Here is a 16,194-nt window from a genome sequence, read left to right as displayed (position 1 = left end):
GCAAGCTCCTTGATGAGGGCATGGCCGGCGATAACGTTGGCGTGCTGCTGCGCGGCTTGAAGCGTGAGGATATCGAGCGCGGTCAGGTATTGGCCAAGCCGGGTTCCATTACCCCGCATACGAAGTTCATGGCCGAGGCCTACATCCTGTCCAAGGATGAGGGTGGCCGTCATACGCCGTTTTTCAACGGGTATCGCCCGCAGTTCTACTTCCGGACCACGGACGTGACCGGGGTTGTGAACCTGCAAGAGGGTGTAGAGATGGTAATGCCTGGAGACAACGTGACCATAGAAGCGAAGTTGATTACCCCGATCGCCATGGAAGAAGGTCTGCGATTCGCGATTCGCGAAGGCGGCCGCACCGTGGGCGCCGGTGTTATCAATAAAATTATCGAATAATCGCCAGCACGGTTGCGACTGCAAAAAAAAGGAAGCTAGATGCGAGACATAATTACATTGGGTTGTCAGACCTGCAAGAGACGGAATTACACCACGACCAAGAACAAGCGGTCTACTCCGAGCAAGCTGGAGTTTAAGAAATTCTGCCCTTTTTGCAGATCGCATACCCTGCACAAGGAAACGAAATAGTTTTTAGGCCAGTAGCTCTAATGGTAGAGCATCGGACTCCAAATCCGAGGGCTGGGGGTTCGAGTCCCTCCTGGCCTGCCAGAGACTTGAGATTGTGATTGCTTCGCCCTTTTTCCGCTTTGAGGGGGCGAAGTAGTTATTTGGATAATCGGCGCATGGTTCTGGCCGACCTCCACCCCCATCGTGTGTAAGAACGATCAGCCTGTGCAGGAAGAGACGATCATTATGGCAAGTAAGGAAGACCGATTGGCCAAAAGCAAAAAAGCAGTTGGCAATGAACCAGAGCAGGAATCCGTATTCCGGCCGGGTCGGGTTAAGGAATTTGCCACCGAAGTGAAAAATGAATTCGGCAAGATCGTTTGGCCGGCCAAAAAACAGACTGTTGGCACTACGGCGGTAGTTGTAGTACTGGTGATGATCATCTCCTTTTATCTGGGGGCTGTTGATCTGCTGCTGGGGAAAATAATCGGTTATGTTTTGCGGTAGGAAACCAGCGTAAGCCGGGAGAGAGACAGCATTATGGCACGTCACTGGTATATTGTTCATACATACTCCGGCTTTGAAGAGCAGGTGAAGACCAGCATGCTTGAGCGCGTTAAAAACGCGGGTCAGGAAGAGATGTTTGGGGAAGTTCTGGTCCCCACCGAGCAAGTTGTCGAGATGGTGAAGGGTGCACGGAAAACCTCATCCCGTAAATTTTTCCCGGGATACATCCTGGTAAATGTCGATCTCAATGATGAGACCTGGCATACGGTTCGTGATACCCCGAAGGTCACCGGTTTTGTCGGCAACGACATGAGTCCGGTGCCGCTATCCGATGAAGAGGCCATGAAGATTATCGGCCGCATCAAGGATGGCGCTCTCAAGCCGAAGCCAAAGGTTTCTTTCGAGTTCGGCGATGTGGTTCGGGTTATTGATGGCCCATTCACCAATTTTCAAGGGGTGGTGGACGAGGTTTTCCCAGACAAAGGTCGGGTTCGGGTAATGGTTTCCATCTTCGGCAGGGAAACACCGGTGGAACTGGAATATATTCAGGTGAGTAAAGGCTGATTCTGTTTTTTGCAATTTTGAAAAGAATTGCGCATCATATAGAGGTTGTTTGTTCCGCTAAGCCGTTATGTGGAAATAATCGTAAAATTGTAAGATCGTGATCGGCAGAAGTGGTCGTAACGAATTGAGTTGCAATGGAATGGTTGTTTCGTAACGGCCACTAAATTTATGATGTCGGGCTGACTGGGTTCCTGTTGCAGAGAAACGAGCAGGAAACGGTTTCCGATATGTGGGAGTTCCAGCGATGGCTAAGAAGATTGAAGGATACATAAAGTTACAGATTCCCGCCGGCAAAGCGAATCCGTCCCCCCCTGTCGGCCCGGCCCTTGGCCAGCGCGGCGTCAACATCATGGAGTTTTGCAAGGCGTTCAATGCGAAAACCCAGGCAGAGGGCGATACGGTAATTCCCGTTGTGATCACCGTCTATGCTGACCGATCATTTACCTTTGTCACCAAGACTCCTCCCGCCTCAACCCTGCTTTTCAAGGCATGCAATCTGGGCAAGGGATCAAGCAACCCCAAGAAGGATCGTGTGGCCAAAATCACCCGCGATAAGATCAAAGAGATTGCCGAGAGAAAACTTCCCGATCTGAATGCGTACGATATCGACGCCGCAATGCGGATTATCGAAGGAACTGCAAGGAGCTGCGGAATTACAATCGTTGATTGATCGTGATTCCGGCTTTTTTAAAATAGATGTATTAATGGGTTAACCGTAGCACTTCTGATGTGGGAAGGCTTGAATGTTTGGAGATCGCCATGGCAAAGAAAGGCAAACAATATAAAAACAGTGTGGCACAGCTTGATCCGGTCAAGGCCTATAATCTTGAGGAGGCTGTTACTCTTGCGTTGCAGAGCAAGTACGCAAAATTTGACGAGTCGGTTGACCTGGCTCTCAATCTTGGCGTTGATCCTCGTCATGCCGAGCAGATGGTGCGAAGCAGTGTTGTTTTGCCAAACGGCACCGGCAAAACCGAGCGTGTTCTTGTTTTCGCCAAGGGTGAAAAGGTTCAGGAAGCTCTTGACGCCGGCGCGGATTATGCCGGTGGCGATGAATTTCTCGAAAAAATTCAAGGCGGCTGGCTGGAATTTGACAAAACCATCGCCACCCCTGATATGATGGGCACCGTCGGCAAGATCGGTAAGATTCTCGGACCCCGCAACTTGATGCCCAACGCCAAGCTCGGTACGGTTACCTTCGATGTTGGCCGGGTCGTCAAGGAAATCAAATCCGGGAAGGTTGATTTCAAGGTTGATAAGGCTGGGGTTCTCCACTGCATGGTAGGGAAGTCCTCCTTCGGCACGGAAAAATTGCAGGAGAATATCCTGGCCTTTGTTGACAAGGTTATCCAGCTCAAGCCCTCTTCCAGCAAGGGGGTTTACTTGAAGGCGGTATTCTTGTCCACCACCATGGGGCCAGGTCTGAGACTCGACCCCATGGAGCTGCGGGTTCTCTGTAAGCATGCCTAATTGGCGGTGTTCCCGCTGGTTGTATCCAGCGTTTTTATATATTTTGTTTTAAGCAGTTAAGTCGTCAAAGACCGTGGGTACCACAAGGTTTAATCGGCGCATGGGGCTCAGTAAGACCCATGCGCGGGCCTGCCGAGGCGAAATGTCATTGCTTTTTCGCAGTGTCGTCACATGGGTTGTTTCCGCCAGCAGCAGCTTGCGCAGGATGGAAGGAGCTCATTCGTCTGTACCGGTCGACCTCGACTGCTTCTCGCTAACCCTAATATGTAGTTAGTTTAAAGGAGGTAGAGGATTTGAATCGAGACGATAAGGTTGCGGTAGTCGAGGAACTCAGCAGCAGATTGGCCCATGCCAAGTTTGCCGTTGTTTCCGATTATCGTGGTCTGACCGTGCCTGTCATCTCACAACTCCGCCGTGACCTCAAGCAGAGCAACGCCGAAATCCGTGTCGCAAAAAATACCTTGCTGCGTCGGGCCATCAAAGGAACCCCCTTTGAGCCCATGGATAAGTTCCTGGAAGGGACAACGGCCGTTACCTTTGCGGATGGGGATCCGGTGGCGCCGGCGAAAGTTTTGGTTGAGTTCATCAAGACGAACCCAAAGCTTGAGATCAAGGTGGCTGTGTTAGATGGCAAATTACTTACGGCAGACGATCTGAAGGCATTGTCCACATTGCCTGGCAAGGACCAGCTCCGCGCGCAACTGCTTGCAGTCATGCTCGCTGTTCCGACCAGCTTTGTACGGGTGCTCAGCGCTGTTCCGCAAAAGGCGTTGTATGCATTGCAGGCAATAAAGGACCAGAAAGGTCAGGGCGACAACTAAACAAGAATAGTATTTGGAGGATATAGCAATGGCAGTATCAAAACAAGATGTAATCGATTTCATTTCCAACATGACAGTTCTCGAGCTTTCCGAGCTCATCAAGGAACTTGAAGATAAGTTTGGTGTTTCCGCTGCTGCTCCGGTGGCAATGGCTGCCGCGCCTGCTGCTGGCGGTGATGCTGGTGCCGCTGCGGAAGAGAAAACCGAATTTGACGTAATTCTTGTTACCGCTGGCGACAAGAAGATCGGGGTTATCAAAGAGGTTCGCGCCATCACCTCTCTTGGTCTCAAGGAAGCAAAAGATATGGTCGAAGGCGCACCCAGCCCGATCAAGGAAGGCGTTTCCAAGGATGAGGCTGCCGACATCAAGGCCAAGATCGAGGCTGCCGGCGGAACTGTAGAGATCAAGTAGTGTGAACTTCGTATGGTTTTTTTGCTGAGCTTCTCAGCTTTCAGCAAGGAAAATATAGCATATTCTGGGGCTGACCAAGCCCCAGGGATCAACAAGAGATGCAGCGACGCTACGGGGGAAACCCCGTAGCGTTCTTGCGTTCTTATCAAAGGGAGAGATTTGGCCTCCGTAATTTATGGCACAAAGCATCTCCTGACGCTCCACACCGGGGAGCCCGTTCCCATCCGCTACCGCTAAACAGATGAGGGTATTGCTGCATGCAAACTATCAAACGAGTTCGGAAAAGTTTCGCTAAAACCAAGAGTATTGTTGATATACCACATCTCATCGAGATGCAGCGGCTGTCCTATGAAAAGTTTCTCCAAATGGACACCGAGCCGGATCAGCGTTCTGACAGTGGCCTGCAGGGGATTTTTAAAAGTGTTTTCCCCATTCAGGATTTCAACGGTACCTGTTCTCTTGAGTTTGTGCGGTACAACTTTGGAGAGCCGAAATATTCCGTGGATGAGTGCATCCAGCGGGGCATGACCTACGAGGTTCCGGTCAAGATTACGGTCCGCCTTGTTTCCTACGACACCGATGCCGAAACCGGTGTGCAGAATATCCGCGATATCAAAGAACAGGCGGTCTATCTGGGCAGCATGCCGCTGATGACCAAAACCGGCGTCTATGTAGTCAACGGGACCGAGCGGGTTATTGTCAGTCAGTTGCAGCGGTCGCCCGGCCTTTTCTACAGCCATGACGGCGGCAAAACCCATTCCGGCGGCAAGCTCCTCTACTCCGCCAGGATTATCCCGGTGCGCGGCTCCTGGATTGATCTCGAATTTGACGCCAAGGACATCCTCTACGTCCGCATCGACCGGCGCCGCAAGTTTCCGGTAACCACCCTGCTCAAGGCCTTAGGCTACAGCGGGGATGAACTGCTGCGTTATTACTACGACACGGAGAAAATCTCCGTGAGCCGGAAGAAATTCAAGAAGGAATTTTCCCCCGACGTCATGGTCGGACAAAAAGTAACCCATGATATCGTTGATCCGAAAACCGGGGAGGTTATTGCCAAGGAAGGCCGCAAGATCGGCAAGGTTTTGGCCAAAAAGATTTTCGAGGCCGGGGTCACCCATTTTGACATCGAGGCGGAAAGTCTGGTCGGCAAGTTCCTTGCCCGCGACATCGTGGACCCCAAGAGCGGCGAGATCATTTTCCCGTGCAACACCGAGCTGACCGAGACGATGCTTGAGGAGATTGTCGCGGCGAAGATCTCGGAATTCGAACTGCTCTTCATCGACGGCATCAAGGTTTCCGATTCCTTCCGCAAAACCCTGGCCCTGGACAAAGTGAATACTCCGGAAGAGGCCCTGCTTGAAATATACCGCAGGCTCCGGCCCAGCAGTCCGCCGACCCATGAGATCGCCACGGCCTTTTTTGAGAATCTGTTTTTCAGCGCCGACACCTACGATCTTTCCGAGGTTGGCCGTTTTAAAATAAATGCCCGGCTGGGGGTGAACACCGATATCGAACACCGCACCCTGACCAAGGATGACATCATGCTGGCGGTACGGTACCTGGTCCGTCTTAAGGACAGCCAGGGTCCCATCGACGACATTGATCATCTTGGCAACCGTCGGGTCCGCACCGTCGGCGAGCTGGTGGAAAACCAGTACCGCATGGGGCTTGTCCGCATGGAGCGGGCCATCCGCGAGCGGATGAGCATTCAGGAGGTTGAGGCTCTGATGCCCCACGACCTGATCAATCCCAAGCCGATCACCGCCGCGATCAAGGAATTTTTCGGCACCAGTCAGCTTTCCCAGTTCATGGATCAGACCAACCCCCTGTCCGAGGTTACGCACAAGCGCCGCTTGAGCGCGCTTGGACCGGGCGGTCTTTCCCGGGAGCGGGCTGGCTTTGAGGTGCGCGATGTTCATCCCACCCATTACGGGCGGATTTGTCCTGTTGAAACACCGGAGGGCCCGAACATCGGTCTTATTGTTTCACTGGCCACCTATGCCCGGGTCAATGAATTCGGGTTTATCGAAACGCCGTACCGCAACGTGAAGGGGCGCAAGGCGACAAAGGAAATTGCTTACATGACGGCCCTGGACGAACAGGAGCATGTCATCGCCCAGGCAAAAACCGAGCTGGATGGGAAAGGCAAGATCGTGCCGGACACCCTCATCGCCCGGCAGGACGGCGAGGTTCTCTCCACCGAGGCCGATGCCGTAACGCAGATGGATGTTTCCCCCAATCAGTTGGTGAGTGTTGCCGCCTCGCTTATTCCCTTTTTGGAGAATGACGACGCGAACCGGGCCTTGATGGGCTCCAACATGCAGCGCCAGGGCGTGCCGCTTCTGCGGCCGGAGGCCCCTTTGGTCGGAACGGGCCTTGAGTTAACCGTTGCCAAGGATTCCGGCGTCTGCTTGCTGGCCGGAGGCGATGGGGTGGTGGAAGAGGTGGATGCCAATCGGGTCGTGGTTCGCTACGACAAGCCTGGCACAGATGGTTTTACCACCGGCATCGGCATCTATCGCCTGGAAAAATATAAGAAATCAAACCAGAACACCTGCTTCACCCAGCGCCCGTTGGTAAATCCCGGGCTCCGGGTTAAAAAAGGCGATATTCTTGCCGACGGCCCTGCCTGTGACCTGGGCGAACTGGCCTTGGGCAAGAATGTGACCATCGCTTTCATGCCCTGGCGTGGGTACAACTTCGAGGATTCTATCCTGATCAGCGAGAAGATGCTGAAAAAGGATACCTATACTTCGCTCCATATCGAGGTGTTCGAGACCGTTGCCCGGGATACCAAATTGGGTAAGGAAGAAATCACCCGCGACATCCCCAACGTGAGCGAGGAAGCGCTGCGCAATCTCGACGAGTCCGGGGTAATCCGGATCGGGGCCGAGATCAAATCCGGCGATATCCTGGTGGGCAAGGTAACCCCCAAGGGCGAAACGCAGCTTTCTCCGGAAGAAAAATTGTTGCGCGCCATCTTCGGGGAAAAGGCCGGCGATGTCAAGGATACCTCCTTGCGCGTCCCGCCCGGGGCCGAAGGGGTGGTCATTGATGCCAAGGTCTTTTCCCGCAAGGGCGTGGAGAAGGATGAGCGCACCCTGGCCATCGACGAGTTTGAGATCAAGACCCTTGAGCGGGACATGGAGGATGAGGTCAACTGTCTGAAAAAGGGGGTCCGCAACAGCCTGGCCGACCTGCTGGACGGGAAGACCGCCACTGCCGCGATCAAGGACAAAAAAGGCGAGGCGTTGCTGGCCAAGGGCAAGAAGATCTCCCGCGAGGTGATTGAGCGGTTGTCTCTCTCGTCCATCAAGTTGATCAGCTATGCGGAAAAGGACAAATTTGAAGGCGAGGTGGCGCTTCTGTTCGAGCGGTATGAAAGCCAGGTCAAGCTCGTCCGGGATCGGTATGAAGCACGAATCTCCCGGCTCAAGAAAGGCGACGATTTGCCGCCTGGGGTTATCCGGATGGTCAAGGTCTATGTCGCCACCAAGCGCAAGCTCTCCGTGGGCGACAAGATGGCCGGCCGCCACGGAAACAAGGGCGTTGTTTCCCGGATCATGCCCGAAGAGGACATGCCCTATTTTGCCGATGGCACCACGGTGGATATTGTGTTGAACCCGCTGGGTGTTCCCTCGCGTATGAACGTGGGGCAGTTGTTGGAGGTGCATCTTGGCCTGGCAGCCAAAAGACTTGGCCAGCAGATCCAAGATCTTGCCGATCTGCAACAGGTTGCCGCGGTGAAGGAAAAGCTGAAAACGGTATATTCCGCGGAGGAATATGGCCAGTTGACCGAAGGGTTGTCGGATGATGACCTGTTGCGTCTTGCCAGGCGCATGGGCTCCGGCCTGCACATGGCCACCCCGGTATTTGACGGGGCCCATGAAAGCGAAATCCGCAATCTTCTGGTGCAGGCGGGCATGGACGAGGTTGGTCAGGCCACCCTGTATGACGGGCTGACCGGCGAAAAGTTCGACAACCCGGTAACCGTGGGCACCATGTACATCCTCAAGCTCCATCATCTGGTTGATGACAAAATCCATGCCCGTTCCACCGGGCCCTATTCGCTGGTTACCCAGCAGCCCCTCGGCGGCAAGGCGCAGTTCGGTGGGCAGCGTCTTGGCGAAATGGAGGTCTGGGCCTTGGAGGCGTATGGCGCGGCATATACTTTACAGGAATTTTTAACAGTCAAGTCCGACGATGTAGGCGGCAGAACAAGGACATACGAGCGGATCGTCAAGGGCAATAACTTTCTGGAGGCAGGCTTGCCTGAATCTTTCCATGTTTTGGTGAAAGAACTCCAGGGGCTTTGTCTGGATATGGAACTGCTCGACGAGAAACCGGAAGTTTAGGTCCAGCGTATCTCGCCGTTCGAAGTGATTTGATTATTCAACATAGATAAGGGTGCTGCCGTGGAAGAACTTTTCAGCTTTTTTTCCAATCCGAAAGGACCGTTAAAATTCAATGCCGTGCGAATCTCTTTGGCTTCGCCGGAAAAAATTCGCGACTGGTCTCATGGTGAGGTGAAAAAACCGGAGACCATTAATTATCGGACGTTCAAGCCGGAGCGCGAAGGGCTGTTCTGCGCCAAGATCTTCGGACCGGTCAAGGATTACGAATGCAATTGCGGCAAATACAAGCGCATGAAGCACCGCGGCGTGGTCTGTGAAAAGTGCGGGGTTGAGGTTATCCAGTCGAAGGTTCGGCGGGAACGGCTTGGGCATATCGAGCTGGCCGCGCCCGTGGCCCATATCTGGTTTTTGAAGAGTCTGCCCAGCAAGATCGGCAATATCCTCGACATGACCCTGAAGGAACTGGAAAAGGTTCTCTATTTTGATTCCTATGTGATCACCGCTTCCGATGAGCCCTCCTTGGCAGTCGGCTCCTTGCTGACCGAAGAAGGCTATCGCCAGGCAAAGGAAGATTTTCCCGGCAAGTTCACCGTCGGCATCGGCGCGGCGGCGATCCAGGATATGATGCAAAAGCTCGACCTTGAGAGCCTTTCCAAGGTGCTCCGCCAGGAGATGAAGGAAACCGGGTCCGAGGCCAAGCGGAAAAAACTGGCCAAGCGGTTGAATGTGGTCGAGGCCTTTCATGAATCCGGCAACAAGCCCGATTGGATGATCCTGGATGTTATCCCGGTTCTGCCTCCTGATTTGCGTCCCCTGGTGCCCCTGGAGGGCGGACGTTTTGCAACCTCCGACCTCAACGATCTCTACCGGAGGGTCATCAACCGCAACAACCGTTTGAAACGGTTGCTGGAGCTGGATGCCCCGGAAATCATCATCCGCAACGAAAAGCGGATGCTGCAGGAGGCGGTGGACGTTCTGTTCGATAACGGCCGTCGCGGCAAGGTTATCACCGGTCCCAACAAGCGGCCGTTGAAATCCCTTTCCGACATGCTCAAGGGCAAACAGGGCCGTTTCCGCCAGAATCTGCTCGGTAAGCGCGTTGACTATTCCGGCCGTACCGTCATCGTGGTCGGCCCGCATCTCAGGCTCCATCAGTGCGGTCTGCCCAAGAAGATGGCCCTGGAGCTCTTCAAGCCCTTTATCTACAACAAACTGGAGATGCTCGGTTACGTCACGACCATCAAAAGCGCCCGGAAGATGGTGGAAAAAGGGACCAAGGAGGTCTGGGACGTCCTCGACGATGTGGTCAAGGAATATCCCATCATGCTCAACCGGGCGCCCACCCTGCATCGCCTCGGCATGCAGGCCTTTGAGCCGGTGTTGATCGAGGGCAAGGCCATTCAGTTGCATCCGTTGGTCTGCGCCGCCTTCAACGCGGACTTTGACGGCGACCAGATGGCCGTGCATGTGCCCCTTACGGTTGAGGCGCAGATGGAAGCCCGGGTCCTGATGATGTCCACCAACAACATCCTTTCGCCGGCGCACGGCGAGCCGGTTATCATCCCTTCCCAGGATATCGTGCTCGGACTCTATTACATGAGCCGCGAACGCCACTTCGCAGCGGGCGAAGGCAAGGTCTTCAGCTCGCCGGCCGAGGTGAGGATGGCCTATGATCATGGCGCCGTGCATTTGCAGGCCAAGATCAAGGTGCGTCGCCAGGGCGAACTCGTGGAAACCACGGTGGGCCGGGTTTTGCTTGGCGAACTTCTTCCCGAAAATGTGCCGTTCAGCCATGTCAATCAGGTGATGGGCAAAAAACAACTGGCCAAACTCATTGATCATACCTACCGCTACGCCGGCACCAAGGCCACGGTTATCCTGGCCGACCGGCTCAAGGACATGGGGTATGAGTTCTCCACCAGGGCATCCATCTCGATCTGCATCAACGACATGATGATTCCCGTTACCAAGGACGACCGGCTGGCAAAAGCCGAAAGTGCGGTGATGGAGGTTGAGCAGCAGTACCGGGACGGCTTGATCACCGATGGTGAGAAATACAACAAGATCGTTGACATCTGGTCTCGTTCCACCGATGACGTGGCCAACGAGATGATGCAGGAGATGAGCGTCCAGTATCTGCGGGACAAGGACAACAAGATGTTTGAGTCTCCCAGCTTCAACTCCATCTATATTATGGCCGACTCCGGCGCCCGCGGCAGCCGCGATCAGATCCGGCAGCTTGCCGGCATGCGCGGTTTGATGGCCAAGCCCTCCGGCGCGATCATCGAGACCCCGATCAAGGCAAACTTCCGGGAAGGGTTGAACGTACTTGAGTACTTCATCTCCACCCACGGTGCGCGGAAAGGTTTGGCGGATACCGCTCTGAAAACGGCGAACTCCGGCTATCTGACCAGGCGTCTGGTTGATGTGGCCCAGGATGCAACCATCATCGAAAAGGATTGTGAGACCCTGGACGGCATCTTGATGGAGGCCCTGCTCGAGGGCGGTGAGGTGATCCAGCGGGTGGGTGATCGTATTTTGGGGCGTGTTGCCCTGGAAGATGTGGTCGATCCGTTTAACGGCGAGGTTCTGGTCGAGGCCAACGAGGAGATCACCGAAGACAAGGTTAAGCGTATCGAACAGGCCGGCATTGACCGGGTGATGATCCGTTCCGTGCTCACCTGTCAGGCACGGCGCGGCGTTTGCAGTTCTTGCTATGGCCGGGATCTTGGCCGCGGCCATATGGTCAACATGGGCGAGGCCGTCGGCATTATCGCGGCCCAGTCCATCGGCGAACCCGGCACCCAGCTCACCATGCGGACCTTCCATATCGGTGGTACGGCGAGCCGGAGTGTTGAACAGGCCGAGGTCCGTTGCCAGCACGGCGGAACCGTGCAGTTCCAGAACATGCACTATGTTGAGAACACCGCCGGGAACATGGTTGTGATGAACCGGAATGCCGCGGTGTCCATCATCGGCGCCCAGGGCCGTGAACGGGAACGCTATCAGATAAACTACGGCGCTCAAATCTTTGTCAAGGAAGGGGCTGAAATCGTGCCCGATACCTTGATCGCCAATTGGGATCCGTACACCATCCCCATTGTCAGTGAGATCGGTGGCGTAATCAAGTTCGGCGACATCCTTGAGGGTGTTACCATGCAGGAACGTGTTGACCCGGTTACCGGCAAATCAAGCCATGTCATCGTGCCTTCCCGCTCCGGGCAGCATAACCCGCGGATTACCGTAAAGGATGAGACCGGAAAGACGGCGAAACTGCCGAAGACAGGCTCTCCGGCCCGATATTCCCTGCCGGTTGGCGCTCTGATTTCGGTGACGGAAGATACTGTTATCGAACCGGGAACCGTGCTCGGTAAGATCCCGCGAGAAACCACGAAAACAAAGGATATTACCGGCGGTCTCCCCCGAATTGCCGAGCTCTTTGAGGTTCGTAAACCCAAGGAGTATGCGGTCATTACCGAAATTGACGGCCAGGTAAGCCTTGGCAAGGATCTCAAGGGCAAGAAACGGGTGGTTATTACCCCGGAGGTCGGCGAGGCCAAGGAATATCTTATTCCCAAAGGCAAGCACGTCAGTGTGCACGAGGGCGACTATGTCAAGGCCGGTGAGGCATTGATGGACGGCTCCCCTGATCCGAACGACATTCTCCGGGTTATGGGGGTCAAGGAGCTGGCCAAATTCCTGGTGAACGAAATCCAGGAGGTATACCGGCTGCAGGGCGTAAAGATCAACGACAAGCACATCGAGGTAATAGTTCGCCAGATGCTGCGTCGGGTTCAGATTACCGGGGTTGGCGATTCCACCTTTATGCTGGGTGAGCATGTCGAGTGGTGGCGCTTCAAGGAGGAGAACGAGAAAATTCTCCAGGAAAATGGCCGGCCGGCAACGGCGGAGCCCTTGCTCCTCGGGGTGACAAAGGCGTCCCTCAGCACGGACAGCTTCATCTCCGCGGCCTCCTTCCAGGAAACCACCAAAGTCTTGACCAATGCGGCCATGGCCGGGAAGATCGATACCTTGCGGGGGTTGAAGGAGAACGTAATCATGGGCCGCTTGGTTCCTGCGGGCACAGGTTTTGATGAGTACACGATGGGCAAAGACAATTAATATATATTTGCCTTGACAAGCATTGGCCCTTCGAGTAAATATGCCGTTTTCCTATGCCGAGCAGCGAGATTCCGGCAGGGGAGATGCTACTAATTAATATCAGTAATATGGGAGTCGATTTCAATGCCAACCATTAACCAACTGGTGCGGCACGGACGGAAAACCAAGATCAGCAAAACCAATACGCCTGCGTTGAAGGGTTCTCCGCAGAAGCGTGGTGTTTGCGTCCGTGTATATACCACTACCCCGAAGAAGCCGAACTCAGCTTTGAGAAAGGTTGCCAGGGTGCGGCTGACCAACGGGATCGAGGTTACCTCGTACATTCCCGGTATTGGCCATAACCTTCAGGAGCATTCCGTGGTCCTGATTCGCGGTGGTAGGGTGAAGGATCTTCCCGGTGTCCGCTACCATATTATTCGTGGTACCTTGGATACCCTTGGTGTTGCTAACCGTAAGCAGGGTCGTTCCAAGTACGGCGCCAAGCGGCCGAAATAAGCGGTTTGCCTACTGCCTGAGAAGGAGTTTTAGAGATGCCTAGGAAAAGACTTGTTGCAAAGCGTGGAATTGAGCCGGATCCGCGTTTTAATAGTGTGCTGGTTTCCAAGTTTGTTAATGGCCTGATGGAATGCGGCAAGAAGAGCATCGCCCGGGGCATTTTTTACGGCGCCATGGATATGATCGAGAGCCGCATCACCGAGGCCGATCCCATCGTGGTTTTTGAGAAAGCCTTGGAAAAGGTGCGTCCCCGTCTTGAGGTGAAATCCCGTCGGGTGGGTGGCGCTACGTATCAGGTGCCGGTTGAGGTTCGTCCTGAAAGGAGAAACGCTCTGGCTATCCGCTGGTTGGTTACCTTTGCTCAGAAAAGACCCGGGAAAACCATGGCTGATAAGCTGGCTGGCGAACTTGCCGATGCCTACAATAACCGTGGCGCGGCAGTGAAGAAACGCGAGGATACGCACCGCATGGCCGATGCCAACAAGGCATTTGCCCATTACCGCTGGTAATTCTCGGGCTCTTGGTTTTCCTTGGTTGACAAAACCGCGGGGAGGAGGTATTAACACCAATCCTTGTCGGGCGGGCTGGATTTAAACATCCCGTAAAATAAGTGACCAGGGGAAAATCAGTGGCTGGGAAAGATACGTTGCGGTACCTGCGCAATATAGGCATCATGGCCCATATTGACGCAGGCAAGACAACAACAACGGAACGCATTCTTTATTATACAGGGCGTTCACACCGGATGGGCGAGGTTCATGATGGCAATGCCGTTATGGACTGGATGGAGCAGGAGCAGGAACGCGGCATTACCATTACGTCGGCGGCCACAACCTGTCAGTGGCAAGACCACACCATCAATATAATAGATACACCGGGGCATGTTGATTTCACCGTTGAGGTGGAGCGTTGTCTCAGGGTTTTGGACGGTGCCATCGCAATTTTTTGTGCGGTGGGAGGGGTTGAGCCCCAGTCTGAAACCGTATGGCGGCAGGCGGATCATTATAAGATCCCCAGGATTGCCTACATAAACAAGATGGACCGGCTCGGGGCAAATTTTTCTCGTTGCGTCGAGATGCTTGAGGAAAGGTTGGGAGCAAATCCCTTGCCTCTTCAGTTGCCGGTTGGGAAAGAAGAAACATTCAGAGGCATCATTGATCTCGTTCAAGAGAAAATGATGCGCTTTGATGAGGATACAAAGGGATCCAGGATTGAGTACGAGCCTGTCCCTGATGAGTTCAAACAAGAGTCTGCGGCCGCACGAATGGCCCTTATCGAGAAGTTGGCCGACTTCGATGATTGGGTCATGGAAAAATTTCTGAATGAGCAACCTGTGACGGTTGATGAGATCAACCGGGCTATCAGGACTGCAACTCTGAACCTTGATGTCGTGCCTGTCTTGTGTGGCAGCTCCTTTAAAAATAAAGGGGTGCAGCCATTGCTTGACGCAGTAGTCGCATATCTGCCTTCGCCTGTCGATGTCCCATCGGTGCAGGGCGTCAATGCGGATGGTGCGACGGAAACGAGAAGGGCAAGCGACGACGAAAGTCTGTCCGCCCTTGTTTTCAAGCTGACATCGGATCCTTTTGTAGACATTCTGGCGTATGTGCGCGTTTATTCCGGCGTAATGAAAGTCGGGGATAGGGTGTACAATCCAGGAAAGAAAAAGAAGGAAAAGATAGGCCGAATAGTCAAGATGCACGCCAACAAGAGGGAAGAGGTTGGCGAGCTGAGGGCTGGTGACATCGGGGCTGTGGTTGGGTTGCGCTTTTCCATTACCGGGGATTCGCTCTGTGAATCGGGAGAGACCTTTACTCTCGATACCATGGACTTTCCCGAGCCGGTTATAAGCGTTGCCATCGAGCCAAAGGGTAAGGCAGACGAAGAAAAGTTGAGGGACAGTCTGGCAAAGATTGCTTTGGAGGATCCCTCCTTTTCCGTGTCCATCGATCCGGATTCGGGCCAGACTCTTATTTCGGGGATGGGCGAGCTTCACCTTGAAATCATAGTTGATCGGCTTGTCCGAGAATTCAAGGTCGGCGCCAATATCGGTAAGCCCCAGGTCGCGTATAAGGAAACCGTGACCGGCCAGGGGAGGGCGGAAGGGAAATTCGAGCATCCGACCACTGCCGGCAAGAGTCAGTATGGCCATGTCTGGTTGCAGATTGAGCCACTTGAGCGCGGAGAAGGTTTCCGCTTTGAAAGTACTATTGCCGAGGATGTTATTCCTCCGGCGATTGTTCCGGCAATCGAAAAAGCGGTACACGATAGTCTGGATGCTGGAACCTTGATCGGCTTTCCGATTGTTGACCTGAAGGTCACGTTGGTCGACGGGTCTTACCGGGATGAGGATTCAACCGAGCAAGCCTTTGGGGTTGCCGCCGCCATGGCCTTTCGCAAGGCGGTTTCGGAAGCGGGCCCGGTTTTGCTGGAGCCGGTGATGGATGTTGAGATAACCCTGCCTGAAGCATATCTCGGCGAGGTTATTTCCGATCTCACCGCCAAGCGGGCGAAGATTCACGGCATGGACAGCCGGGACGGCGGTTTGCAGGTGGTGAAAGCGCAGGTGCCACTGGCTGAGATGTTTGGTTATTCAACGGTGTTGCGTTCCGGAACCCAGGGGCGGGCAAATTTCACCATGCAATTTGCCGCATACGACAGGGTGCCGGATCAAATGAGTGCAAAGATAATTAAGCGGATTCGAGGCCTTTAACTCGAACGAGACGCAAGCAAATAAAGAGGAAAGGACATGGCAAAAGAGAAATTTGAACGCAAGAAACCGCATGTAAATATTGGGACGATCGGCCACATCGACCATGGCAAGACCACCCTGACCTCGGCCATTACCCGGGTATTGGCGACCAAGGGCTTCGCCAAGG

Annotated in this window: 14 protein-coding genes and 1 tRNA gene; all 15 read left to right on the top strand. The window is 54.1% G+C overall.

What is annotated here, in order from left to right:
- The coding region (locus MWR57_RS09050) for an EF-Tu C-terminal domain-related protein (protein WP_479723966.1) at positions 1-398 on the top strand (398 nt) is incomplete at its 5' end.
- A gap of 39 nt (positions 399-437) precedes the next feature.
- The gene (gene rpmG / locus MWR57_RS09045; protein WP_307632905.1) at positions 438-587 is read left to right on the top strand and encodes a 50S ribosomal protein L33; all 150 of its coding nucleotides are present in this window, start codon (positions 438-440) and stop codon (positions 585-587) included.
- Positions 588-592: 5 nt separating this feature from the next.
- A tRNA-Trp gene (locus MWR57_RS09040) sits at positions 593-668 on the top strand.
- Between the two features lie 165 nt (positions 669-833).
- Complete coding sequence (secE, locus tag MWR57_RS09035) at positions 834-1,073, top strand: preprotein translocase subunit SecE (RefSeq protein ID WP_423124485.1); 240 nt, start codon at positions 834-836, stop codon at positions 1,071-1,073.
- Positions 1,074-1,106: 33 nt separating this feature from the next.
- On the top strand, positions 1,107-1,637 hold the full coding sequence (nusG, locus tag MWR57_RS09030) for a transcription termination/antitermination protein NusG (protein ID WP_423124484.1): 531 nt from the start codon (positions 1,107-1,109) through the stop codon (positions 1,635-1,637).
- A gap of 244 nt (positions 1,638-1,881) precedes the next feature.
- Positions 1,882-2,307, top strand: a complete 426-nt coding sequence (gene rplK / locus MWR57_RS09025) for a 50S ribosomal protein L11 (RefSeq protein WP_423124483.1) — start codon at positions 1,882-1,884, stop codon at positions 2,305-2,307.
- Positions 2,308-2,396: 89 nt separating this feature from the next.
- Positions 2,397-3,107 (top strand): 50S ribosomal protein L1, encoded by a 711-nt coding sequence (rplA, locus tag MWR57_RS09020; RefSeq protein ID WP_423124482.1) that lies wholly within the window; start codon positions 2,397-2,399, stop codon positions 3,105-3,107.
- 293 nt (positions 3,108-3,400) lie between these two features.
- Positions 3,401-3,928: a 50S ribosomal protein L10 gene (gene rplJ / locus MWR57_RS09015; protein ID WP_423124481.1), complete on the top strand. Its 528-nt coding sequence runs from the start codon at positions 3,401-3,403 to the stop codon at positions 3,926-3,928.
- A gap of 28 nt (positions 3,929-3,956) precedes the next feature.
- Positions 3,957-4,340 carry a 50S ribosomal protein L7/L12 gene (gene rplL / locus MWR57_RS09010; RefSeq protein ID WP_423124480.1) on the top strand — a complete coding sequence of 128 codons (384 nt, stop codon included), beginning with the start codon at positions 3,957-3,959 and terminating at the stop codon, positions 4,338-4,340.
- 257 nt (positions 4,341-4,597) lie between these two features.
- Complete coding sequence (rpoB, locus tag MWR57_RS09005; RefSeq protein ID WP_479723965.1) at positions 4,598-8,698, top strand: DNA-directed RNA polymerase subunit beta; 4,101 nt, start codon at positions 4,598-4,600, stop codon at positions 8,696-8,698.
- A gap of 60 nt (positions 8,699-8,758) precedes the next feature.
- A complete protein-coding gene (gene rpoC, locus MWR57_RS09000; protein WP_479723964.1) occupies positions 8,759-12,820 on the top strand; it encodes a DNA-directed RNA polymerase subunit beta' in 4,062 nt (1,353 codons plus the stop codon).
- 123 nt (positions 12,821-12,943) lie between these two features.
- Positions 12,944-13,315, top strand: coding sequence for a 30S ribosomal protein S12 (gene rpsL / locus MWR57_RS08995; RefSeq protein WP_423124479.1), 372 nt, complete (start codon positions 12,944-12,946; stop codon positions 13,313-13,315).
- Positions 13,316-13,350: 35 nt separating this feature from the next.
- Positions 13,351-13,824: a 30S ribosomal protein S7 gene (rpsG, locus tag MWR57_RS08990; protein WP_423124478.1), complete on the top strand. Its 474-nt coding sequence runs from the start codon at positions 13,351-13,353 to the stop codon at positions 13,822-13,824.
- Between the two features lie 119 nt (positions 13,825-13,943).
- On the top strand, positions 13,944-16,028 hold the full coding sequence (fusA, locus tag MWR57_RS08985; RefSeq protein ID WP_423124477.1) for an elongation factor G: 2,085 nt from the start codon (positions 13,944-13,946) through the stop codon (positions 16,026-16,028).
- Between the two features lie 36 nt (positions 16,029-16,064).
- Positions 16,065-16,194: GTP-binding protein (locus MWR57_RS08980; RefSeq protein ID WP_423124486.1), on the top strand; the 130-nt coding region annotated here is incomplete at its 3' end.

This window comes from Hydrosulfovibrio ferrireducens (assembly GCF_046883345.1).
In the GTDB taxonomy this organism is placed as follows: domain Bacteria; phylum Desulfobacterota; class Desulfobulbia; order Desulfobulbales; family Desulfurivibrionaceae; genus Thiovibrio; species Thiovibrio ferrireducens.
This window is presented reverse-complemented; position numbering and strand designations above follow the sequence as displayed.

Bases quoted from the DNA above. Each gene is read 5' to 3' on its own strand.
- rpmG (WP_307632905.1), top strand. From the start codon at position 438: ATGCGAGACATAATTACATTGGGTTGTCAGACCTGCAAGAGACGGAAT.
- nusG (WP_423124484.1), top strand. From the start codon at position 1,107: ATGGCACGTCACTGGTATATTGTTCATACATACTCCGGCTTTGAAGAG.
- rplK (WP_423124483.1), top strand. From the start codon at position 1,882: ATGGCTAAGAAGATTGAAGGATACATAAAGTTACAGATTCCCGCCGGC.
- rplA (WP_423124482.1), top strand. From the start codon at position 2,397: ATGGCAAAGAAAGGCAAACAATATAAAAACAGTGTGGCACAGCTTGAT.
- rplL (WP_423124480.1), top strand. From the start codon at position 3,957: ATGGCAGTATCAAAACAAGATGTAATCGATTTCATTTCCAACATGACA.
- rpoB (WP_479723965.1), top strand. From the start codon at position 4,598: ATGCAAACTATCAAACGAGTTCGGAAAAGTTTCGCTAAAACCAAGAGT.
- rpsL (WP_423124479.1), top strand. From the start codon at position 12,944: ATGCCAACCATTAACCAACTGGTGCGGCACGGACGGAAAACCAAGATC.
- rpsG (WP_423124478.1), top strand. From the start codon at position 13,351: ATGCCTAGGAAAAGACTTGTTGCAAAGCGTGGAATTGAGCCGGATCCG.